The organism is Streptomyces sp. NPDC006643, assembly GCF_042870175.1.
In the GTDB taxonomy this organism is placed as follows: Bacteria; Actinomycetota; Actinomycetes; order Streptomycetales; family Streptomycetaceae; genus Streptomyces.
Genome location: NZ_JBIAHA010000026.1, coordinates 29821 through 46820, shown reverse-complemented (window position 1 = coordinate 46820; position 17000 = coordinate 29821). Strand labels below are relative to the sequence as shown.

At 71.4% G+C, this 17000-nt stretch carries 18 protein-coding genes; 9 read left to right on the top strand and 9 right to left on the bottom strand.

Annotated elements, in window-relative coordinates; translation table 11 throughout:
• Complete coding sequence (locus ACFYNU_RS30530) at window positions 1-480, top strand: AsnC family transcriptional regulator (RefSeq protein WP_356592610.1); 480 nt, start codon at window positions 1-3, stop codon at window positions 478-480.
• 71 nt (window positions 481-551) lie between these two features.
• Here the strand turns inward: ACFYNU_RS30530 and ACFYNU_RS30525 are convergent, their stop codons facing one another.
• The 3 genes from ACFYNU_RS30525 to ACFYNU_RS30515 form a co-directional block, all read right to left on the bottom strand.
• Window positions 552-2906 carry a glycosyl hydrolase family 65 protein gene (locus ACFYNU_RS30525; RefSeq protein ID WP_356592608.1) on the bottom strand — a complete coding sequence of 785 codons (2355 nt, stop codon included), beginning with the start codon at window positions 2904-2906 and terminating at the stop codon, window positions 552-554.
• Window positions 2903-3679: an HAD-IA family hydrolase gene (locus ACFYNU_RS30520; RefSeq protein WP_356592606.1), complete on the bottom strand. Its 777-nt coding sequence runs from the start codon at window positions 3677-3679 to the stop codon at window positions 2903-2905. The genes ACFYNU_RS30525 and ACFYNU_RS30520 overlap by 4 nt, the downstream gene beginning before the upstream one ends.
• Window positions 3680-3785: 106 nt before the next feature.
• On the bottom strand, window positions 3786-4280 hold the full coding sequence (locus ACFYNU_RS30515) for an FBP domain-containing protein (RefSeq protein ID WP_356592604.1): 495 nt from the start codon (window positions 4278-4280) through the stop codon (window positions 3786-3788).
• A 114-nt stretch (window positions 4281-4394) separates the two neighbouring features.
• Between ACFYNU_RS30515 and ACFYNU_RS30510 the strand changes: the two genes are divergently transcribed.
• Window positions 4395-5009, top strand: coding sequence for a WHG domain-containing protein (locus ACFYNU_RS30510; protein ID WP_356592602.1), 615 nt, complete (start codon window positions 4395-4397; stop codon window positions 5007-5009).
• 51 nt (window positions 5010-5060) lie between these two features.
• Window positions 5061-6707, top strand: coding sequence for a phosphoglucomutase (alpha-D-glucose-1,6-bisphosphate-dependent) (gene pgm, locus ACFYNU_RS30505; RefSeq protein ID WP_356592600.1), 1647 nt, complete (start codon window positions 5061-5063; stop codon window positions 6705-6707).
• A 55-nt stretch (window positions 6708-6762) separates the two neighbouring features.
• On the opposite strand, the gene ACFYNU_RS30500 is transcribed toward pgm, so the two are convergent.
• Together ACFYNU_RS30500 and ACFYNU_RS30495 are read right to left on the bottom strand one after the other, a co-directional pair.
• Window positions 6763-7632, bottom strand: coding sequence for a hypothetical protein (locus ACFYNU_RS30500; RefSeq protein ID WP_356592598.1), 870 nt, complete (start codon window positions 7630-7632; stop codon window positions 6763-6765).
• Window positions 7629-8885, bottom strand: a complete 1257-nt coding sequence (locus ACFYNU_RS30495) for a glycosyltransferase family 4 protein (RefSeq protein WP_356592596.1) — start codon at window positions 8883-8885, stop codon at window positions 7629-7631. Before ACFYNU_RS30495 ends, ACFYNU_RS30500 begins: the two co-directional genes overlap by 4 nt.
• Window positions 8886-9121: 236 nt before the next feature.
• Between ACFYNU_RS30495 and ACFYNU_RS30490 the strand changes: the two genes are divergently transcribed.
• From ACFYNU_RS30490 to ACFYNU_RS30470, 5 genes are all read left to right on the top strand, one after another.
• The gene (locus ACFYNU_RS30490; RefSeq protein ID WP_356592594.1) at window positions 9122-9946 is read left to right on the top strand and encodes an aldo/keto reductase; all 825 of its coding nucleotides are present in this window, start codon (window positions 9122-9124) and stop codon (window positions 9944-9946) included.
• A gap of 89 nt (window positions 9947-10035) precedes the next feature.
• Window positions 10036-11106, top strand: coding sequence for a hypothetical protein (locus tag ACFYNU_RS30485; RefSeq protein ID WP_356592592.1), 1071 nt, complete (start codon window positions 10036-10038; stop codon window positions 11104-11106).
• 162 nt (window positions 11107-11268) lie between these two features.
• Window positions 11269-12054 carry an SAM-dependent methyltransferase gene (locus tag ACFYNU_RS30480; RefSeq protein WP_356592590.1) on the top strand — a complete coding sequence of 262 codons (786 nt, stop codon included), beginning with the start codon at window positions 11269-11271 and terminating at the stop codon, window positions 12052-12054.
• A gap of 89 nt (window positions 12055-12143) precedes the next feature.
• Window positions 12144-12953: a PrsW family intramembrane metalloprotease gene (locus ACFYNU_RS30475; RefSeq protein WP_356592588.1), complete on the top strand. Its 810-nt coding sequence runs from the start codon at window positions 12144-12146 to the stop codon at window positions 12951-12953.
• Window positions 12954-12974: 21 nt separating this feature from the next.
• On the top strand, window positions 12975-13436 hold the full coding sequence (locus ACFYNU_RS30470; RefSeq protein WP_356592586.1) for an SRPBCC family protein: 462 nt from the start codon (window positions 12975-12977) through the stop codon (window positions 13434-13436).
• 41 nt (window positions 13437-13477) lie between these two features.
• Here the strand turns inward: ACFYNU_RS30470 and ACFYNU_RS30465 are convergent, their stop codons facing one another.
• Window positions 13478-14305 carry a LysR family substrate-binding domain-containing protein gene (locus ACFYNU_RS30465; protein ID WP_356592584.1) on the bottom strand — a complete coding sequence of 276 codons (828 nt, stop codon included), beginning with the start codon at window positions 14303-14305 and terminating at the stop codon, window positions 13478-13480.
• 59 nt (window positions 14306-14364) lie between these two features.
• On the opposite strand from ACFYNU_RS30465, the gene ACFYNU_RS30460 reads away from it, so the two are divergent.
• Complete coding sequence (locus tag ACFYNU_RS30460) at window positions 14365-14769, top strand: DUF5997 family protein (protein ID WP_356592582.1); 405 nt, start codon at window positions 14365-14367, stop codon at window positions 14767-14769.
• A 72-nt stretch (window positions 14770-14841) separates the two neighbouring features.
• Here the strand turns inward: ACFYNU_RS30460 and ACFYNU_RS30455 are convergent, their stop codons facing one another.
• The 3 genes from ACFYNU_RS30455 to ACFYNU_RS30445 all read right to left on the bottom strand — a co-directional run bounded on the left by ACFYNU_RS30455 (window position 14842) and on the right by ACFYNU_RS30445 (window position 16957).
• The gene (locus tag ACFYNU_RS30455; protein ID WP_356592580.1) at window positions 14842-15282 is read right to left on the bottom strand and encodes a hypothetical protein; all 441 of its coding nucleotides are present in this window, start codon (window positions 15280-15282) and stop codon (window positions 14842-14844) included.
• Between the two features lie 133 nt (window positions 15283-15415).
• Window positions 15416-15610: a ferredoxin gene (locus tag ACFYNU_RS30450; RefSeq protein WP_069627339.1), complete on the bottom strand. Its 195-nt coding sequence runs from the start codon at window positions 15608-15610 to the stop codon at window positions 15416-15418.
• A gap of 117 nt (window positions 15611-15727) precedes the next feature.
• The gene (locus ACFYNU_RS30445) at window positions 15728-16957 is read right to left on the bottom strand and encodes a cytochrome P450 (protein ID WP_356592578.1); all 1230 of its coding nucleotides are present in this window, start codon (window positions 16955-16957) and stop codon (window positions 15728-15730) included.
• Window positions 16958-17000 lie beyond the last annotated feature (43 nt).

The following is a 17000-nucleotide window of genomic DNA, read 5'->3' as shown; positions in this document are numbered from 1 at the left end:
GTGCGACACGGACAATTCAGCGGCCTGCGGCCCGCGGACCTGGACGAGACGGACCGGACACTGGTCCGCATCCTCCAGGCGGACGGGCGGACACCGGTCGCGGAGCTGGCACGGACGGTGGGCCTGTCGCACGCGGCGACGCGTCAGCGGCTCAACCGGCTGATCCAGGAACGGATCGTCGCCGTGGGCACCATGACCCACCCGGGCACGCACGGTCTGCACCGCTCGGCCATCGTGGGCATCCGGTGCGACTCACGGACGCGGAGCGTCGCCGAGAACGTGTCGAAGCTGGACGAGGCCTACTACGTGGTGACGGGCATGGGCGCGTACGACCTCATCGTGGAGGTGATGGCGCGGGACGACGCGCATCTGATCGACCTGGTCGCGTCGATCAGGTCGATCACCGGGGTGCTGTCCACGGACGTGACGATGGTCGCGGAGACCACGAAGTGGGTCTACGCGCCCGACTTCACGGGCTGAACCGCCACGGCGGGACCGCCCCGGCCGGACCGCACGGACCGCACCCGGCGCACCCGGCGCACCCCGAACGATCAGCGCCGGTGCCCGTCCACGTTGGGCCGCCGCCCCGGCGGGTAGTCCGGTGTCGGCGAGGCGACGACGGCCGGGATGGTGCGGGCCTCGGGGACTCCCCCGTGGACGGTGACGAGGTCGCCGTAGTGGTGGATCTTCAGCGGATCACCGGTGGGGAGGGTGTACGTGGCGGTCGTCGGGGTGATCTCGACCCGCAGATGGCGGCCCCGGACCTGCACCGTGAACGCGAGCCGGCTGATCTCCTCGGGCAGCCGGGGCGCGAAGTCCAGCCGGTCGCCCTGGTGCCGCATGCCGCCGAAGCCGGCCACCAGAGCCATCCAGGTGCCCGCGAGCGAGGCGATGTGGAGACCGTCGCGCGTGTTGTGCTCCAGGTCCTCCAGGTCCATCCGCGCCGCCTCGGTCAGATAGTCGTAGGCGAGGCGCAGGTGTCCCGTCTCCACCGCCATGACCGCCTGGCAGCAGGCCGACAGTGAGGAGTCGCGGACGGTGATGGCTTCGTAGTAGGCGAAGTTGCGCGCCTTGTGGTCGGCGTCGAAGTACGAGCCGCACTTGTACATCGCCAGCACCAGGTCCGCCTGTTTGACGACCTGCTTGCGGTAGATGTCGAAGTAGGGGAAGTGCAGCAGGAGCGGGTACTGGTCGGCCCGGGTGTTCTCGAAGTCCCACTGCTGGTGCCCGGTGAATCCGTTGTCCTGCTCATGCACCCGCAACTCGTCGTTGTACGGGATGTGCATGGCCTCGGCGGCATCCCGCCAGGCGGCGCTCTCCTCGTCGTCGACGCCGAGTTGGGCCGCCCGGTCGGTGTGGCGCTCCACGATGTCGGCCGCGGCCAGCAGATTCGTGCGGGCCATCAGATTGGTATACGTGTTGTCGTCCACGACGGCGCTGTACTCGTCGGGGCCGGTGACGCCGTCGATGTGGAAGGCGCCGTGGTGGTCGTGGTGACCGAGGGACCGCCACAACCGCGCGGTCTCCACCAGCAGTTCGACGGCGCAGTCCCGCTCGAACTCCGCGTCCTCGGTGGCGAACAGATATCCCACCACGGCGTCGGCGATCCCGGCGTTCACGTGGAAGGCGGCGGCGCCGGCCGGCCAGTAGGCGGAGCATTCCGAGCCGTCGATGGTCCGCCAGGGGAACGCGGCGCCGCGCAGGCCGAGTTGCTCGGCGCGCTCACGCGCCGCGGGCAGGGTGCTCTGGCGCCAGCGCAGTGCCTGGGACACCGCGTCGGGCGAGGTGTAGGTGAGCAGCGGGAGGACGAACGCCTCGGTGTCCCAGAAGGCGTGCCCGTCGTAGCCGGAGCCGGTCAACCCCTTGGCGGCGATGCCTCGTTGCTCGGCGCGGGCGCCGGCCTGGAGGACATGGAAGAGGGCGAAGCGTACGGCCTGCTGGATCTTCTCGTCGCCCTCCACCTCGACGTCGCCGCACCGCCAGAAGTCGTCGAGATACGCGCGCTGTTCGTCGACGAGCCCTTGCCAGCCGACGCTCGCCGCGCCGGCCAGCGCGGCGTCCACCTGGTCACCGACCGCGGGCAGCGACCGGGTGCTCGACCACCCGTACGCCACGAGCTTGTCGAGCCGCAGGCTCTTGCCGGGTTTCAGGACGGAGGTGACGGTCAGCCGCGCGACGTCGTCGTCGGACTCGCACTCCGTGGTGGTCGGCTCGGGGCCGGACACGACATGGTCGGCCGCCGCGCCGACGCGCAGGCCGCTGCGGCGGGTGGAGTGCACCAGCCGCAGCCGGTTTCCCGAAGCGAAGGTCTCCTCCGCCTGGAGCGGCGACTCCAGCGCGACGGAGGCGCGGGGATCGGCCGCGGCTTCGGGCAGTTGCTCGTTGGCCACCAGCTCCGACTGGATGACGATGCGCACCTCGGTGTCGACCGCCTCGACCTCGTAGGAGACGGCGGCGATGGCGCGCTGGGTGAAGGAGACGAGCCGGGTGGAGCGCACGCGTACGGTGCTGCCGGCCGGTGAGGTCCACTCGCACGTACGGTGCAGCAGGCCGGCCCGCAGGTCGAGCACGCGCTCGTGGGACCGGAGTTGTCCGTAGCGCAGGTCGAACGGCTCGTCGTCCACCAGCAACCGGATGATCTTGCCGTTGGTGACGTTGATGACGGTCTGGCCCGACTCGGGGTAGCCGTAACCGGCCTCGGCGTACGGCAGGGGGTGCAGTTCATGGACACCGTTGAGGTACGAGCCGGGCAGGCCGTGCGGTTCGCCCTCGTCGAGGTTGCCGCGCCAGCCGACATGGCCGTTGGAGAGCGCGAAGACCGATTCGCTCTGCGGCAGGACGTCGAGGCTGAGTTCCGTCTCGCGCAGGGACCAGGGCTCCACGGCGTACATCGAGTCGGTGATCATGCCCGCGGCTCCTGGCCTGCGGAGTCGGCGGAGTCGGCGGAGTCGGCGAGGTCCGCCAGATCCGTGACGACCGTGTCCGCGCCGTGGGCCCGCAGCGCGTCGGCCTGCCCCACCCGGTCGACGCCGACGACATATCCGAAGTGTCCCGAGCGACCGGCCTCCATACCGGCCAGCGCGTCCTCGAACACGGCGGCGGCCGATGCCTCGGTGCCGAGATCCCCCGCCGCCGCGAGGAAGGGGGCGGGGTCGGGCTTGCCGGGCAGTCCGCGCTCCGCCGCCACGACACCGTCGACACGGGTGTCGAAGAGGGACTCGGCGTCGATCGCCCGCAGGATGTCACGGCAGTTGGTGCTGGAGGAGACCACCGCGGTGCGCAGACCGCCCGCCCGGACGGCCCGGATGTAGCGCAGCGAGCCCTCGTACGCCTCGACGCCGCCGGATCTGATCCTCTTCAGCAGCCGCTCGTTCTTGCGGTTGCCGAGGCCCCGCACGGTGTCGCGGTCCGGCGGGTCGTCCGGCGCGCCTTCGGGAAGCTTGATGCCGCGCGAGGCGAGAAAGGCCCGTACGCCGTCGGCGCGGGGAAGTCCGTCGACGAATTGGTTGTAGTCCGCGACGGCGTCGAAGGGGCGGAATCCCGCGCCGTCGCGTTCCCGCAGGAACGCGTCGAACGTCTCCTTCCAGGCCGCCGCGTGCACGACGGCCGTTTTCGTGATGACACCGTCGAGGTCGAACAGGCAGGCCTGGATGCTGTCCGGGAGGCCGAGTTTCGTCATTGCGGCGCGCCTTCTCCGTGGAAGAGAGCTGCTTTCCCGGCAATCGTAGGGCGGCCCGCCCGTCGGGGCCCGGGCGTTCGACCGTACGGACGAGCGCGCCGGCCTCTCAGGTGGCGAGCTGGTCGAGAAAGCCGAAGAGGTTCGCCCGCGCGCGCTCGATCTGCTGCTCCACGGTCAGGCTCTCCTCCATGCGCCCGCCGGGCGCCGCCGCTTTCTTTCCGCGTACGTAGAGGGAGCAGGCGAGGTCGGTGCACATGTACAGCCCGACCGAATTCCCCTCCCGGCCCGCCTTGCCGCGTTTGCGCGCCGTCATCAGCGACACACCGCTGCCCGGGTGCGTGGTCAGACAGACGGAGCACATGCTGCGGCGCAGAAACCCGCTCCGGCGTGACGGATAACGCAGCGTCACGCCGATGAGCGCGCCGTCCCTTTCGGTGACGAGATAGCCGCGGTCGGGCGCGGAGAGGTCGAGCCATCCCAGGAAGTCCAGGTCTTCCCAGGGGCGCTCCGCGAGGTCGCGCGGTACGGGAAGTCGCGCCGCCTCTCCCTTGGAGCAATTGACGAACGACGCGCGGATGTCCTGCTCGGTCACTGCTTTCATGATTTCGAAGCTAACAGTGCCTAATCGTATTAGGCAAATAATTATTTTTCCTAGTCTCCGGGTATGCTCGGGCGGAGCCACGCCGAACCGGGCCGAGCACAGGAGGTGGCGCCCATGGCGCGCGTACGACTGACGGTCGACGCCCTGACCGAGGCGGCGGGCGCCCTGGCCGACGAGGTGGGCTTCGAGAACGTCACGGTGGCCGCGCTCGCCCGGCGCTTCGGGGTGAAGGACGCGAGCCTCTACGCGCACCTCAGGAACGCGGCGGACCTGCGGACCCGGATCGCGCTGCTGGCGGTGGACGAGTTCGCGGGGCGCGTCGCCGCCGCCGTGGCGGGCCGGGCCGGCCGGGACGCGCTCGTCGCGTTCGCCGACGCCTACCGGACGTTCGCGCTGGAGCGCCCCGGCCTGTACGCCGCCACCCAGACCCGGCTCGACCCGGCGATCACGTCCACTCCCCCGTCGTATCTGCGCACCGTCGAGATGACGTACGGGATGCTCCGGGCGTACGGCCTCACCGAACCCGACCTGACCGATGCCGTACGGCTGCTCCGCAGCACCTTCCACGGCTTCAGCACGCTGGAGGCCAACGGCGGGTTCGCGGCCGACCGCGACGTCCAGGCGTCCTGGGAGCGCACCGTCGAAGCGCTCCATGTGCTGCTGGAGCACTGGCCGCGCACGGGCACCGCGGCGCCCACTGGCGCGGCCCCACCTCATAGGGTTACGTAGGCCCCGTCCTCGAACCGGCGGGCGCCCGCCCGACACGATTGGAGTCCGCCGATGGTGCACGACAGGGCCGGGCAGCCCGCGCAGCCCGGAGATCTGGTCGACGTGGCACGGCTGGTGACGGCCTATTACGCGCTGCGTCCGGATCCGGCCGAGCCCGCGCAGCGGGTCACCTTCGGTACGTCAGGACACCGCGGCTCCGCGCTCGGGGCGGCGTTCAACGAGGACCACATCGCCGCCACGACACAGGCCATCTGCGACTACCGGACCCGTCAGGGCACCGACGGGCCGGTGTTCCTGGGCGCCGACACGCACGCGCTGTCCGAGCCGGCGCGGGTGACCGCGCTGGAGGTGCTGGCCGCCAACGGCGCCACCGTCCTGATCGACGCGGACGACGGTTACACCCCCACCCCGGCCGTCTCGCACGCGATCCTGACCCACAACCAGGACCGCGCCACCGGCCTCGCCGACGGCATCGTGGTCACGCCGTCGCACAACCCGCCGGCCGACGGCGGATTCAAGTACAACCCGCCCAACGGCGGCCCGGCCGGTTCGGACGCCACCTCCTGGATCCAGGACCGCGCCAACGCGCTGATCGAGGCGGGTCTGGCGGATGTGCGCCGGGTGCCGTACGCGCGGGCGCTGGCCGCCGACACCACGGGGCGGCACGACTTCCTGGGCCGGTACGTGGACGACCTGCCGTCCGTCCTGAATCTGGACGCGGTCCGCGACGCCGGGATCCGGATCGGCGCGGACCCGCTCGGCGGGGCCTCGGTCGGGTACTGGGGCCGGATCGCCGAACGGCACCGGCTCGACCTCACGGTGGTGAACCCGCTCGCCGACCCGACCTGGCGGTTCATGACGCTGGACTGGGACGGCAAGATCCGGATGGACTGCTCGTCGCCGTACGCGATGGCCTCGCTGATCGCGCAGCGCGACACGTACACCATCGCGACCGGCAACGACGCCGACGCCGACCGGCACGGCATCGTCACGCCGGACGGCGGTCTGATGAACCCCAACCACTATCTGGCCGTGGCCATCCAGTACCTCTACACGCACCGTGACGGCTGGCCGGCCGGCACCGGGATCGGCAAGACGCTGGTCTCCTCCTCGATGATCGACCGGGTCGCCGCCGACCTCGGGCGCACGCTCGTGGAGGTGCCGGTGGGCTTCAAGTGGTTCGTCGACGGTCTGTACGACGGCGGTCTGGGCTTCGGCGGCGAGGAGAGCGCCGGCGCCTCCTTCCTGCGCCGCGACGGACGGGTGTGGACCACCGACAAGGACGGCATCCTGCTCGCCCTGCTGGCCTCCGAGATCACCGCCGTCACGGGCGCCACCCCGTCCCAGCACTACGCCGCGCTGACCGAGCGGTTCGGCGACCCGGCCTACGCCCGCGTGGACGCCCCCGCGAGCCGGCAGGAGAAGGCGGTCCTCGGCAAGCTCTCCGCCGACCAGGTCACCGCCGACTCCCTGGCGGGCGAGCCGATCACCAAGGTCCTCACCGAGGCACCCGGCAACGGCGCGGCGATCGGCGGCCTGAAGGTGTGCACCGACAGCGCCTGGTTCGCCGCGCGGCCGTCGGGCACCGAGGACGTGTACAAGGTGTACGCGGAGAGCTTCCGGGGCCCGGAGCATCTGGGTGAGGTGCAGGAGGAGGCGAAGGCCCTGGTGTCGACGGTGCTGCGGGCCGCGGGCTGACGCGGCGTCGGCCGCGGTCCGACGGGGCGTCAACCGCCTCGCGGCGCGCCGGAGTTCACCGGCCGGCGGCGGGCGCGACCTCCACTGAGAGGTCGTTGTCGACCGTGTAGTACGGACGCGCCGCCACCCCGCCGAGGGTGGCGGCCGGGTAGACGAAGACCGCCTTGCGGTCGGCGACGTCGTCCAGCAGCCGGGCCACCCTGATCCGGGGCGCCCCGGCGGCCGGCCGGACGTACACGTCCCAGACCGCCGCCGCGTCGGTGTCGGGCCGGCCCTGTTCCGCGAGCAGGTCCGGGTAGTCGACGGTGAAGGTGAACGCCCGGTCCCCCTCCGCCCGCAGCGGTGTCTGCCGTACGGCGGTCTCCCGCCCCCGCCGGTACAGGAGCGCCGCCGCGCCCTCGCCCAGCCGGGGACCGAACAGCCGCGCCCGTACGGTCATCGACCGGCCCGAGAAGACGATCCGGCCGGCCTCCGCGTGCGAGGCCCGCAACCAGGTCCGTACGGCGAGCCGGCCGTCCTTCGTCGCGTAGGGGATCCGGACCGCCAGGGGTGTGGACCGGCCGTCGCCGCCGCCGGAGACCAGCGTGCGCAGATCACGCAGACCGGGCAGCAGCGGTGTGCGCTCCTCGCCCGGCGCCCCCAGGACGTACGCGTCCCAGCGGCCTTCCGGCAGGGCGGGCGCCGTCTCCAGCACGGCCCGCCATTCGTCCGGCCCGGCGGGCTCCAGCGCGACGACACGGCCGGTCTCCTCCGACTGCCCCTTCTTGGGGCGCAGTTGAAGCAGCAGCCGGGGGCGCGCGGAGTCGGGCAGGGGCAGTCGTACGCGCAGGACGAAACGTCCGTCGTCGTCCACGGTCGCGTCCGCGCGGGGCTTGTCCACCGGTGCTTTCGCGGCCGGTGCGTTCGCGTTGTCGTCGCCGCTCATCCTCGTGCCTTCCGTACGGTCCTCAGGACGCTGCTGGCCGCGACCAGCGCGGTGTCCTTGGCGGCGTGTCCGCCGCTCACCAGTGCGTGCTCGGTGGTGCGTGCGGGTGGCCGGCCCTCGCCGCGGGCCGCCACCAGTTCCTCGAAGAGCCGCTCGGCCTGGGCCACCACCGGGCCGGGGGCGAAGCGCCGGGAGTTCTCCAGCGCGCTGCGGCCCATCCGGCGGCGCAGTTCGTCGTCGCGTACGAGGTCCAGCAGGGCGCCGGCCAGGGCGTCCCGGTCGCCGACGGGGACCAGCCGGCCGTCCTCGCCGGGGGCGATGATCTCGCCCGGACCGTAGTCGCAGTCGGTGCTCACGACGGGCAGGCCGCAGCGCATCGCCTCGACGATGGTCATGCCGAACGGCTCGAAGTTCGATGTCGCGGCCCCGATCGAGGCCTTGACCCACTCGGCCTCCATCGGGATCGCGGCGCCCATCAGGAAGACGCTGTTGTACAGGCCGAGCCGGTCGATGAGCGCGCGCAGCCGCTCCTGCTCCTCGCCCTTGCCGTAGATGCGCAGCTGCCAGTCGGGCCGCTCGGCGGCGACCGCGGCGAAGGCCTCGATCAGCAGGTCGAATCGCTTCACCGGCACCAGTCGTCCGGCGGCGATCACGACACGCTCGGAGCCGTCGGCCGGCGGGAGCGTCGGGGCCGGGACACTGTTGGGGAGCGCCTGCACCCGGACGCCCGGCAGCCGCATCTTGCGCCGGTAGACGGCGGCGTCGGCCTCCGTGACGGGGGTGATCGCGTCCAGGCGCGGATAGACCCGGCGCAGCGCGTTGCGCAGGCGCGGCGGGTGGTTGTTCAGAGTGAGGTGCTCCTGGCCGACGCGCACCGTACGGGCGGGGGCCTGGAGGGCGAGGTGCACGTTGAGGCCGGGCCGGGTGCCCACGACGACGTCGGCGTCGAGCGTCGCCAGCGCCTCGCCGATGCGCTCGTCGGTGAGGGCGCTGTACTGCCGGTAGCGGTACTCGGCCGAGGGGAAGACCTTCGCCGGGGTCAGATGGCGTGGGTCGTTCTTCTCGTGCCGCAGATCCACCAGGGGCCGCAGCCTCACGCGCGGGTCGAGGGTGAGGTTAGGCCGCTCCCGGTGCCGGAGAGCGGAGATGATCTCCACGTCGTGCCGGTCGGCCAGCGCGCGGGCCAGGTTGAACGTGGTGGTGATTGTCCCTCCTATCCCATACGCGTTGTGTATAAGAAATGAGATCTTCATGCCGTGCATGACGGGCCGGGCATCGAGAAGGTTGCCTCCGTAACCCCTCGGTAAGGAGAAAGGCCCCCGCCCGTAACCCGCGATCTGACGAACCGTCGGAGGCCGCCCGCAGGGGGAAGCCGCTGGGGCATTTGTCGTATTCCGCTGTTTTACCGGCAATACGATCGGGAAGACGGCCCTGAGCACTCTCCCCCACCACCCCCGCAGCCTGTCGAGCAGCATCTCGAGGAGTCCCCATGAACGCCGTACCCGACATCACCCTCAACAACGGGGTGAAGATCCCCCAGCTCGGCTTCGGCACCTTCCAGATCCCGCCGGCCGACACCCGGGCGGCGACGCTGACCGCGCTGGAGGTCGGCTACCGGCACATCGACACCGCGCAGATGTACGGCAACGAGAAGGAGGTCGGCCAGGCGGTCCGCGACTCCGGGCTCGACCGGGACGACATCTTCGTGACCAGCAAGCTGAACAACCCCTTCCACGACCCCGCCGCCGCGCACGCCGCGTTCGACCAGAGCCTCACGGACCTCGGACTGGCCCACCTCGACCTCTTCCTCATCCACTGGCCGCTGCCCGCCCAGGGCAAGTTCGTGGAGACCTGGCAGGCGCTGGAGGAGATCTACCGCTCGGGGCGCGTCAGGGCCATCGGCGTCTCCAACTTCCAGCCGCACCATCTGCGCCGGCTGCTGGAGGGCTCCGTGGTCGTCCCCGCCGTCAACCAGATCGAGGCGCACCCGTATCTGACCCAGGACGAGGTCAGGGCGTTCGACGCCGAGCACGACATCGCCACCGAGGCCTGGTCCCCCATCGCCAAGGGCAAGGTGCTGAACGACCCGGTCGTCGTCGGTATCGCGAACGCCGTCGGCCGGACGCCCGCCCAGGTGACACTGCGCTGGGCCATCCAGCGCGGGGACATCGTCTTCCCGAAGTCGGTGACCCGCGCGCGCGTCGAGGAGAACTTCCGCCTGTTCGACTTCGAGCTGAGCGAGGGCGACATCGCCGAGATCTCGGCCCTGAACCGGAACGAGCGCACCGGTCCCGACCCGGACCGGATGAACTGACACCCGGCGCGCCGCCCGGTCCGTAACAGTTGCCTCAACTCCGCCACTCCGAGCGAAGACCGGTCGGCGGGTACGGCAAGATCGGTCGCATGACCGAACAACGGGGCGGCGCACCTCGACAGAGCGCCACGGACGAGCCGATATCTGCCCTCGCGGTCCGCCTTCGCTCGGCGGACACCGGCGGCTGGACGGCGGACGCGACACGGGCACTGGTCGTCCGGCTCGGCTGGGGCTGGACCGGCGGCCCCACCGTGGTCACCGGCCGCTCCACCGGCGACGCACGGGTGGAGCCGGTCGGGAAGCACGAGGAGCGGTACACGCGCGGGGAGGCGTACTTCGAACTCGCCGTCCCGGTACGGCACACCGCGCCGGACCCGGCCTCCCAGGCCGAGGCGTTCCGGCTGGTCAAGGAGGAACTGACCGGCACGCTCGGCGAGGCGTCGGTCATGGGCGTCTACGGCCGACGGGCTCCGTTCGTCCGCACCGGGCAGAGCTGGGGCTCCCCGTATCTGCGCTGGCGGGGCGAGCCGAACACGCTCGAACTGCGCGCCGGGCCGACCGGGCCGGAGCTGGTGCTTCAGCCCACCGACCCGGCGGAGAACTGGTTCGTACGCCAGGGGTACGACGACGCGTTCTCGATCACCGGCTTCTTCGGCTTCCGGCAGGACGCGTCGAACGGCGGACTGACCTTTCCCGGCGGCTGGCAGGCCCGCAGCTGGGAGACCATGACCATGGCGCTCGCCGACTTCCTGACGACACTGCCGGCCGAGACGACCGCGCTGCGGACCCCGATGTGGATGGCGATCTACGGGCGGATCGAGGGGAAGGGCGCACCGCTCATCGTCGACATCGACTGCGGCGACCGGCTGATGCTCGCCTCCTTCGTGGACGAGTCGCTCGACCCGATGTCGCTGGGCTGGGGCACGGTGGCCGAGTACCCGATGACCGCCCGCACATGGCCCGACGCCAACGATCCCAGGCTGCGCGTCGACGCGGGCGGCCCGGGCCGGCCCGACGGCAAGGCACTGGCCGGGACGATCGTGGCGACGGCCCGCGCGATGGGGGTGGAGTCCCCCGAGGACCTGCGCATCGAGTCCGAGGCGGGCGACATGGGCCCGTACCGGGTCACCTACTACGGCCTGGGTCTGCCGATGGCCTGAGGAGCCGGGCCCGGGTCACCGCCCACCTCGAACTGATCAACTCGCGGGCCCTGTGGCAGACTTCTCCGGACGGCTGGTGACGCCCGGGGGAAGCCCCGTGACGGCGCCCGGACACGTCGTGCCGCCTCCCGTCGCACCGCCACGCACGCATCGGAGTTTCGTATGACGGCAGGGACGCCCAAGCCTCAGGTCGACACCAGCAAGCCGCACCCGGCACGGGTCTACGACTGGCTGCTCGGCGGCAAGGACAACTACGAGGTCGACCGTGAGGTGGGCGAGCGGCTGCCGGCCGAGTCGAGGGACGGCGCCCGCCAGAACCGGGCGTTCATGCACCGCGCCGCCGCCTGGCTGGCCGGCAACGGCGTGAACCAGTTCCTGGACATCGGCACGGGCATCCCGACCGAGCCGAATCTGCACCAGATCGTGCAGCGGATCCTGCCGACGGCCCGGATCGTTTACGCCGACAACGACCCCATCGTGCTACGGCACGCCGAGGCCCTGCTCGTCAGCTCTCCCGCGGGCTCCACCGACTACATCGAGGCCGATGTCCGCAAGCCGCAGGAGATACTGCGGTACGCGCGCGCCACCCTGGACTTCGACCGGCCGATCGCGCTGTCCCTCATCGCGCTCATGCATTTCGTCCCCGACGACCAGGGCCCGTACGACATCGTCTCCAGCCTGGTGGACGTCCTGCCGTCGGGCAGCTATCTGGTGCTGTCGCACGCCGCGTCCGACCTGGTGCCCGAGCTGTCGGACAAGGTCGTCGCGGAGTACGCGAAGGGCGGCATCAGGCTCGGATTCCGGACCCACGCCGGGGTCGGCCGCTTCTTCGACGGCCTGGAGATGGTCGAGCCCGGACTGGTCACGGCGCCCGCGTGGTTCAAGGGCACGGACGCGCCCACGGACGAGATGAGCGGCATCTACGCGGGCGTGGCGCGCATCCCGTAACGCGCGGGTCGCTGCACCCTCACGCGGCCCGGTCCGGCTTACGCTGCGGTGGCCCGACCGCCGTCGACGTGAACCCGAGGTGCTGTGCGATGCCGACAACCCTGCGCAAGTGGGCATGGCTGCCGGTGCTGGCCGTCGGGCTGGGGCTGTACTTCCTGGTGCAGGGCACGCTGATCGACACCGGCAACGTCAACTACGTACCGTCGCTGATCCTGTTGGGCGCGCTCGTCGTCCCGCTCTCCTTCCTGACCTTCGTGGCGGGGCACACGGGCGTGTGGCGGATCGGGCCGTTCGTGCTGGGGATCGCGGCGCTGTTCGGCGGAGTGGTCGGGATCGTGGCCGCCGGGCGGCTGGAGTTCGACACGCTCCGCGGCCTCGGCACGACGTCGCTGATCGGCATCGGGCTGATCGAGGAGTCCTGCAAGCTCATCGTCCCGGTGCTGATCCTGCTGTGGCAGTGGCAGCGCGGCACCGTACGGGTCGGGGACGGGCTGCTGATCGGGGTCGCGGCGGGAATGGGATTCGCCGTGCTGGAGACGATGGGGTACGCGTTCACGGCGCTGCTGGCGTCCCAGGGGAACATCGGGGACGTCGAGGAGACCCTGCTGCTGCGCGGACTCAGCTCGCCCGCCGCGCACATGGCGTGGACCGGGCTGGTCTGCGGAGCGCTGTGGGCGGCCGTCGCGGCGCGGTGGACCCTGGCGGCCACCGCGCGGCTCGTCCTCACCTTCGCGCTCGCGGTCGCCCTGCACGCGCTGTGGGACGGGGTCAGCAACCGGTTCGCGTACTTCCTGCTGGCGGCGGTCTCGCTGAGCTGGCTCCTCGTGGAGCTCCACCGGAGCGACACCCTGTCCTGGGACGGCCGGGCGGCGGGCCCGAGGCCCGTACAGCGGCAGTGAACGGGCGGTAGGTTCTGTCTTATGTACTCGACTCAGATCTCCCGGCGGGTACGTGCCCCGCGTGCCGCCGTCTACCGGGCGCTGCTGGACGCGGACCTGGTCGCGAAGTGGCGGGCGCCCGAGGGGATGAGCGCCGAGGTGCACGAGTTCGACGGCCGTGAGGGCGGCCGGTTCCGTGTCTCGCTCGTCTACGAGGCGCCGACCGGCACCGGGAAGTCCGGCGGACGGACCGACACGTACCACGGACACTTCGAACGGCTCGTGCCGGACGAACTGGTCGTGGAGGTGCTTGAGTTCGAGACCGCCGATCCCGCGATGCGGGGCGTCATGACGATGACGACAACACTCTCGGACGTCGACGGCGGTACGGAGGTCGTGCTGGTGCACGAGGGGGTCCCGGACGCGGTGCCGGTGGCCGACAACGAGCTGGGCACGCGTATGTCGCTGGACAGTCTCGCCAGGCTCGTCGAAGCCGATCGCTGACGTAGGCGTACGCGTACGCGTACGGCCACAGGTCGCGGTCGCTAGGAACGGCGGCCCGGTTTGCCGCGCCTGCCGTTCTTCGCGCCGCCGGAACCGCCGCCCCGGGGGTTGCCGCGCGGATTCTTGCCCGCCTTGGCGGCCTTGCCCCCCTTGCCCGCCTTGTCACCCGTCGCCTTGCCGGCGGCGCGCCGGGCAGTCCCCCCGGACTTGCCCTTCGGCGCCGCCTTCTCCCGCTCCGGAGCGGGCCGACGGCCCCGCGAGCTGTTGACGGTGCGCCCCCGCACGATCCCGATGAACTCCTCGACCAGGTCCGTCGTCGCCTCCTCCGGCCAGGACAGCGCGACGCGCGACTCGGGGACGTCGGAGACCGGCCGGTAGGTGAGGTCCCTGCGGTGGTGCAGACGGGCGAGCGACTGCGGTACGACGAGGAGTCCCACGCCCGCCGCCACCAGCTCGACGGCGTCCGCCGTCGTGGCGGGCCGCTCGACCGCGGGCCTGCCGGGCAGTGGCCCGTCCCAGTCCAGGGTGTCGTCGAGAGGGTGGAGCACGATGTCGCCGGCCAGATCGGCGGCCGACACCTCCTCGACCGCGGCCACGAGGTGGTCCTTCGGGACGAGGACCACCGTCGTCTCCGTGTACAGCGGGATCGCGCTGAGGTCCGTACGGTCGACCGGCAGCCGTACGAACGCCGCGTCGGCGTCGCCGGCCCGCAGTGTGTCGGCCGCCTGCGCGGCGGCCACCCCGGTCAGGGTCAGCGGGACGTCGGGCAGCCGCTCGTGCCAGATCCGCACCCACTTGGCGGGGATCACGCCCGGCACGTATGCGAGCCGGAACGTGGGGGACGTCAGGGGTACCTCCGAGCCTGTCACGCCGGTCAGGCTACCGGTCGTGGTCAACGGGCCCGTACGCGCTCGATAGTCTGGGCACCATGACGTCGCACCAGAACACCCAGACGATGAAGCCCGCCACGGCGGCGAAGAAACTGGGTGTGTACCTCGAAGCCACCCCTGCCGATTTCCAGGAGGGTGTCGTCTCGCGCGGCGAGCTGAACGCGCTCCAGGCCGACCCCCCTCAGTGGCTGCTGGAACTGCGGCGCGACGGCCCGCACCCCCGGCCGGTGGTCGCGGCCAAGCTGGGCGTCTCCATCGCGGGCCTCGCCCGTGGCGGCGTCACGGACGCCCTGACGACGGAGCAGATCGACGCGCTCAAGGAGGAGCTTCCCGCATGGCTGCGGCGGGAGCGCGCCACCCAGGCCGAGGTGCGGAAGGAAGCGGCGCGGATCAAGGAGAAGAACGCGGAGCGGGCCGCCGAGGGCCGCGACGCGCGCTCCTGACCCGCTCGGGCGACGGGACGACCGTACGCCGGCGGGCGGCCGGGAGAAGTCCCGGTCGCCCGCCGTGCGTGGTCAACGGGCCGGTCGGGGGCGGTCGGTCAGCAGGGACCAGATGACGAAGACGCCGATCGCGATGGTGATCACCGCCCAGACGGGCTGGTAGGGCAGCCACATGAAGTTCGCGACGACGCTGATGGCGGCGACGCCCACACCCAGTGCCCGTGCCCAGGGCATGCCTCTGATGATGCCCAGGCCGGTGAGGATCAGCACGATGCCCACCACCAGATGGATCCAGCCCCATGAGGTCAGGGTGAACTGGTAGGTGTAGCTGCCGTTGAGCGTGAAGACGTTGTCCCGCGCGAGGGCGACGACACCGTTCAGTACGGCCAGCACGCCGTCCACGAACAGCAGGACCCCGGCGAACATCGCCCCGCCCGTCGCCCAGGCGGTCCCGCCCTGGCCTTTCCGACGGGGTGTGTGATGCGCCCCGTGCGGGGTCGCGGTCTGTGCCATGAGAGCCTCCTCGGCCGAGTACGTGGCCCGCTCTCCGGACCACTCCGGCATGGGCCCGACAATCCGCCGTCCGTGCTCGCACGACCACCCGGACTGGGCCATTCGAGTGAATGGCCGCAGACCGGGCGGGGTGTCATTCCTCGATGTGGATGGCGAGCGCCGGACAGACGGACGCCGCGTGGCGGGAGTCGGCGGCCTGGTCGGCCGGGGGTTCGGCGTCGAGGAGCACGGCGATTCCGTCCTCGTCGCGCTGGTCGAACACCTCCGCCGCGGCGACCACGCACTGTCCGGACGCGACGCACTTGTCCTGGTCGAGGGTGATCTTCATGAGGGCTCCTTCGGTGGGGGGTCGGTCATCGGGCCGGTCCGGCGGGGACGGCGCGAGGTCGGGCGGCGCGAGATAGGGGCGGGGCGAGGTCTGGGGCAAGGCGAGGTCGGGGGCGGGTCACCAGGTGACGGGGAGTTCGTAGACCCCGTACACACCGCCGTCGTGCTTGAACGGGATCCGCTCGATGTCGGTCGCGAGCCGGAGCGTGGGGATGCGCCGGTAGAGGGTGCTGTAGACGACCTGGAGTTCCAGCCTGGCCAGCGGCTGGCCCAGGCACTGGTGGACGCCGAAGCCGAAGGCCACGTGATGCCGGGCGTCGCGCTCGATGTCGAGCCGGTCGGGCTCCGGGAAGGCGTCGGGGTCGCGGTTGGCGAGGTCGTTGGCGATGACCAGCCCGTCACCGGCGTGTACGCGCCGGCCGGCGATGTCGATGTCTTCGAGCGCGACGCGGCGGCGGCCGTTGTGGACGATGTTGAGGTAGCGCAGCAGCTCCTCGACGGCCGACGCGACCAGTTTGGGGTCGTCGGAGTCCCGCAGGAGCGCGAGCTGGGCGGGGTGTTCGAGCAGCGCGAGCGTACCGAGGGCGATCATGTTGGCCGTGGTCTCGTGTCCGGCGATCAGCAGCAGGACACCCATCTGGGCCGCCTCGGTCCGGGTCAGCTCCCCCGTCCTCACCCGTTCGCCCAGTCCGGACAGCAGGTCGTCGGCGGGGGCCGCGAGCTTCTCGCCCATCAGGTCGTCCAGATAGGCGGTCAGCCGCCGGAAGGCGTCGGACCGCTCCTGCGGGTCGTTGGTCCGCTTGATGAGGACCTTGCTGTTGGCCTGGAAGAAGTCGTGGTCGGCGTAGGGGACGCCGAGCAACTGGCAGATGACCAGGGAGGGCATCGGCAGGGCGAACGCCGTCACCAGGTCGACCGGTTTCGGACCGGCGAGCATGTCGTCGACGAGGTCGTCGACGATCTGCTGGATCCCCGGTCGCAGAGCCGCGACGCGCTTGATGGCGAAGGGCGCCGTCACCATGCGCCGCAGTCGGGCGTGCTCGGGGTCGTCCATCAGGATGAAGCTGGCCGACGGTCCTTCGGGGGGCAGCGGGGCCTGGAGCGGGTAGCCGGGCCGGGTGATGTCGGCGCTGACCCGGGGGTCCGCGAGCAGGGCGCGCCCCTCGGTGTATCCGGTCACCAGCCAGGGGGTGCTGCCGTCCCACAGCCGGACCTTGCTGAGCGGGGCCTCCTTCCGCTGGGCGACCGCGGCGGGGGGCGGGTCGAACGGACAGCCGGCCGCCCGGCTCATCGGGAAGTCCGGGACCTGGGCCGGGGTGTCGCCGACCGATTCGACGGTGCTGGTCATATGTCTCCTCCAAGGGGGGGTGGGGCGTGGGGGTGTGGTGGGA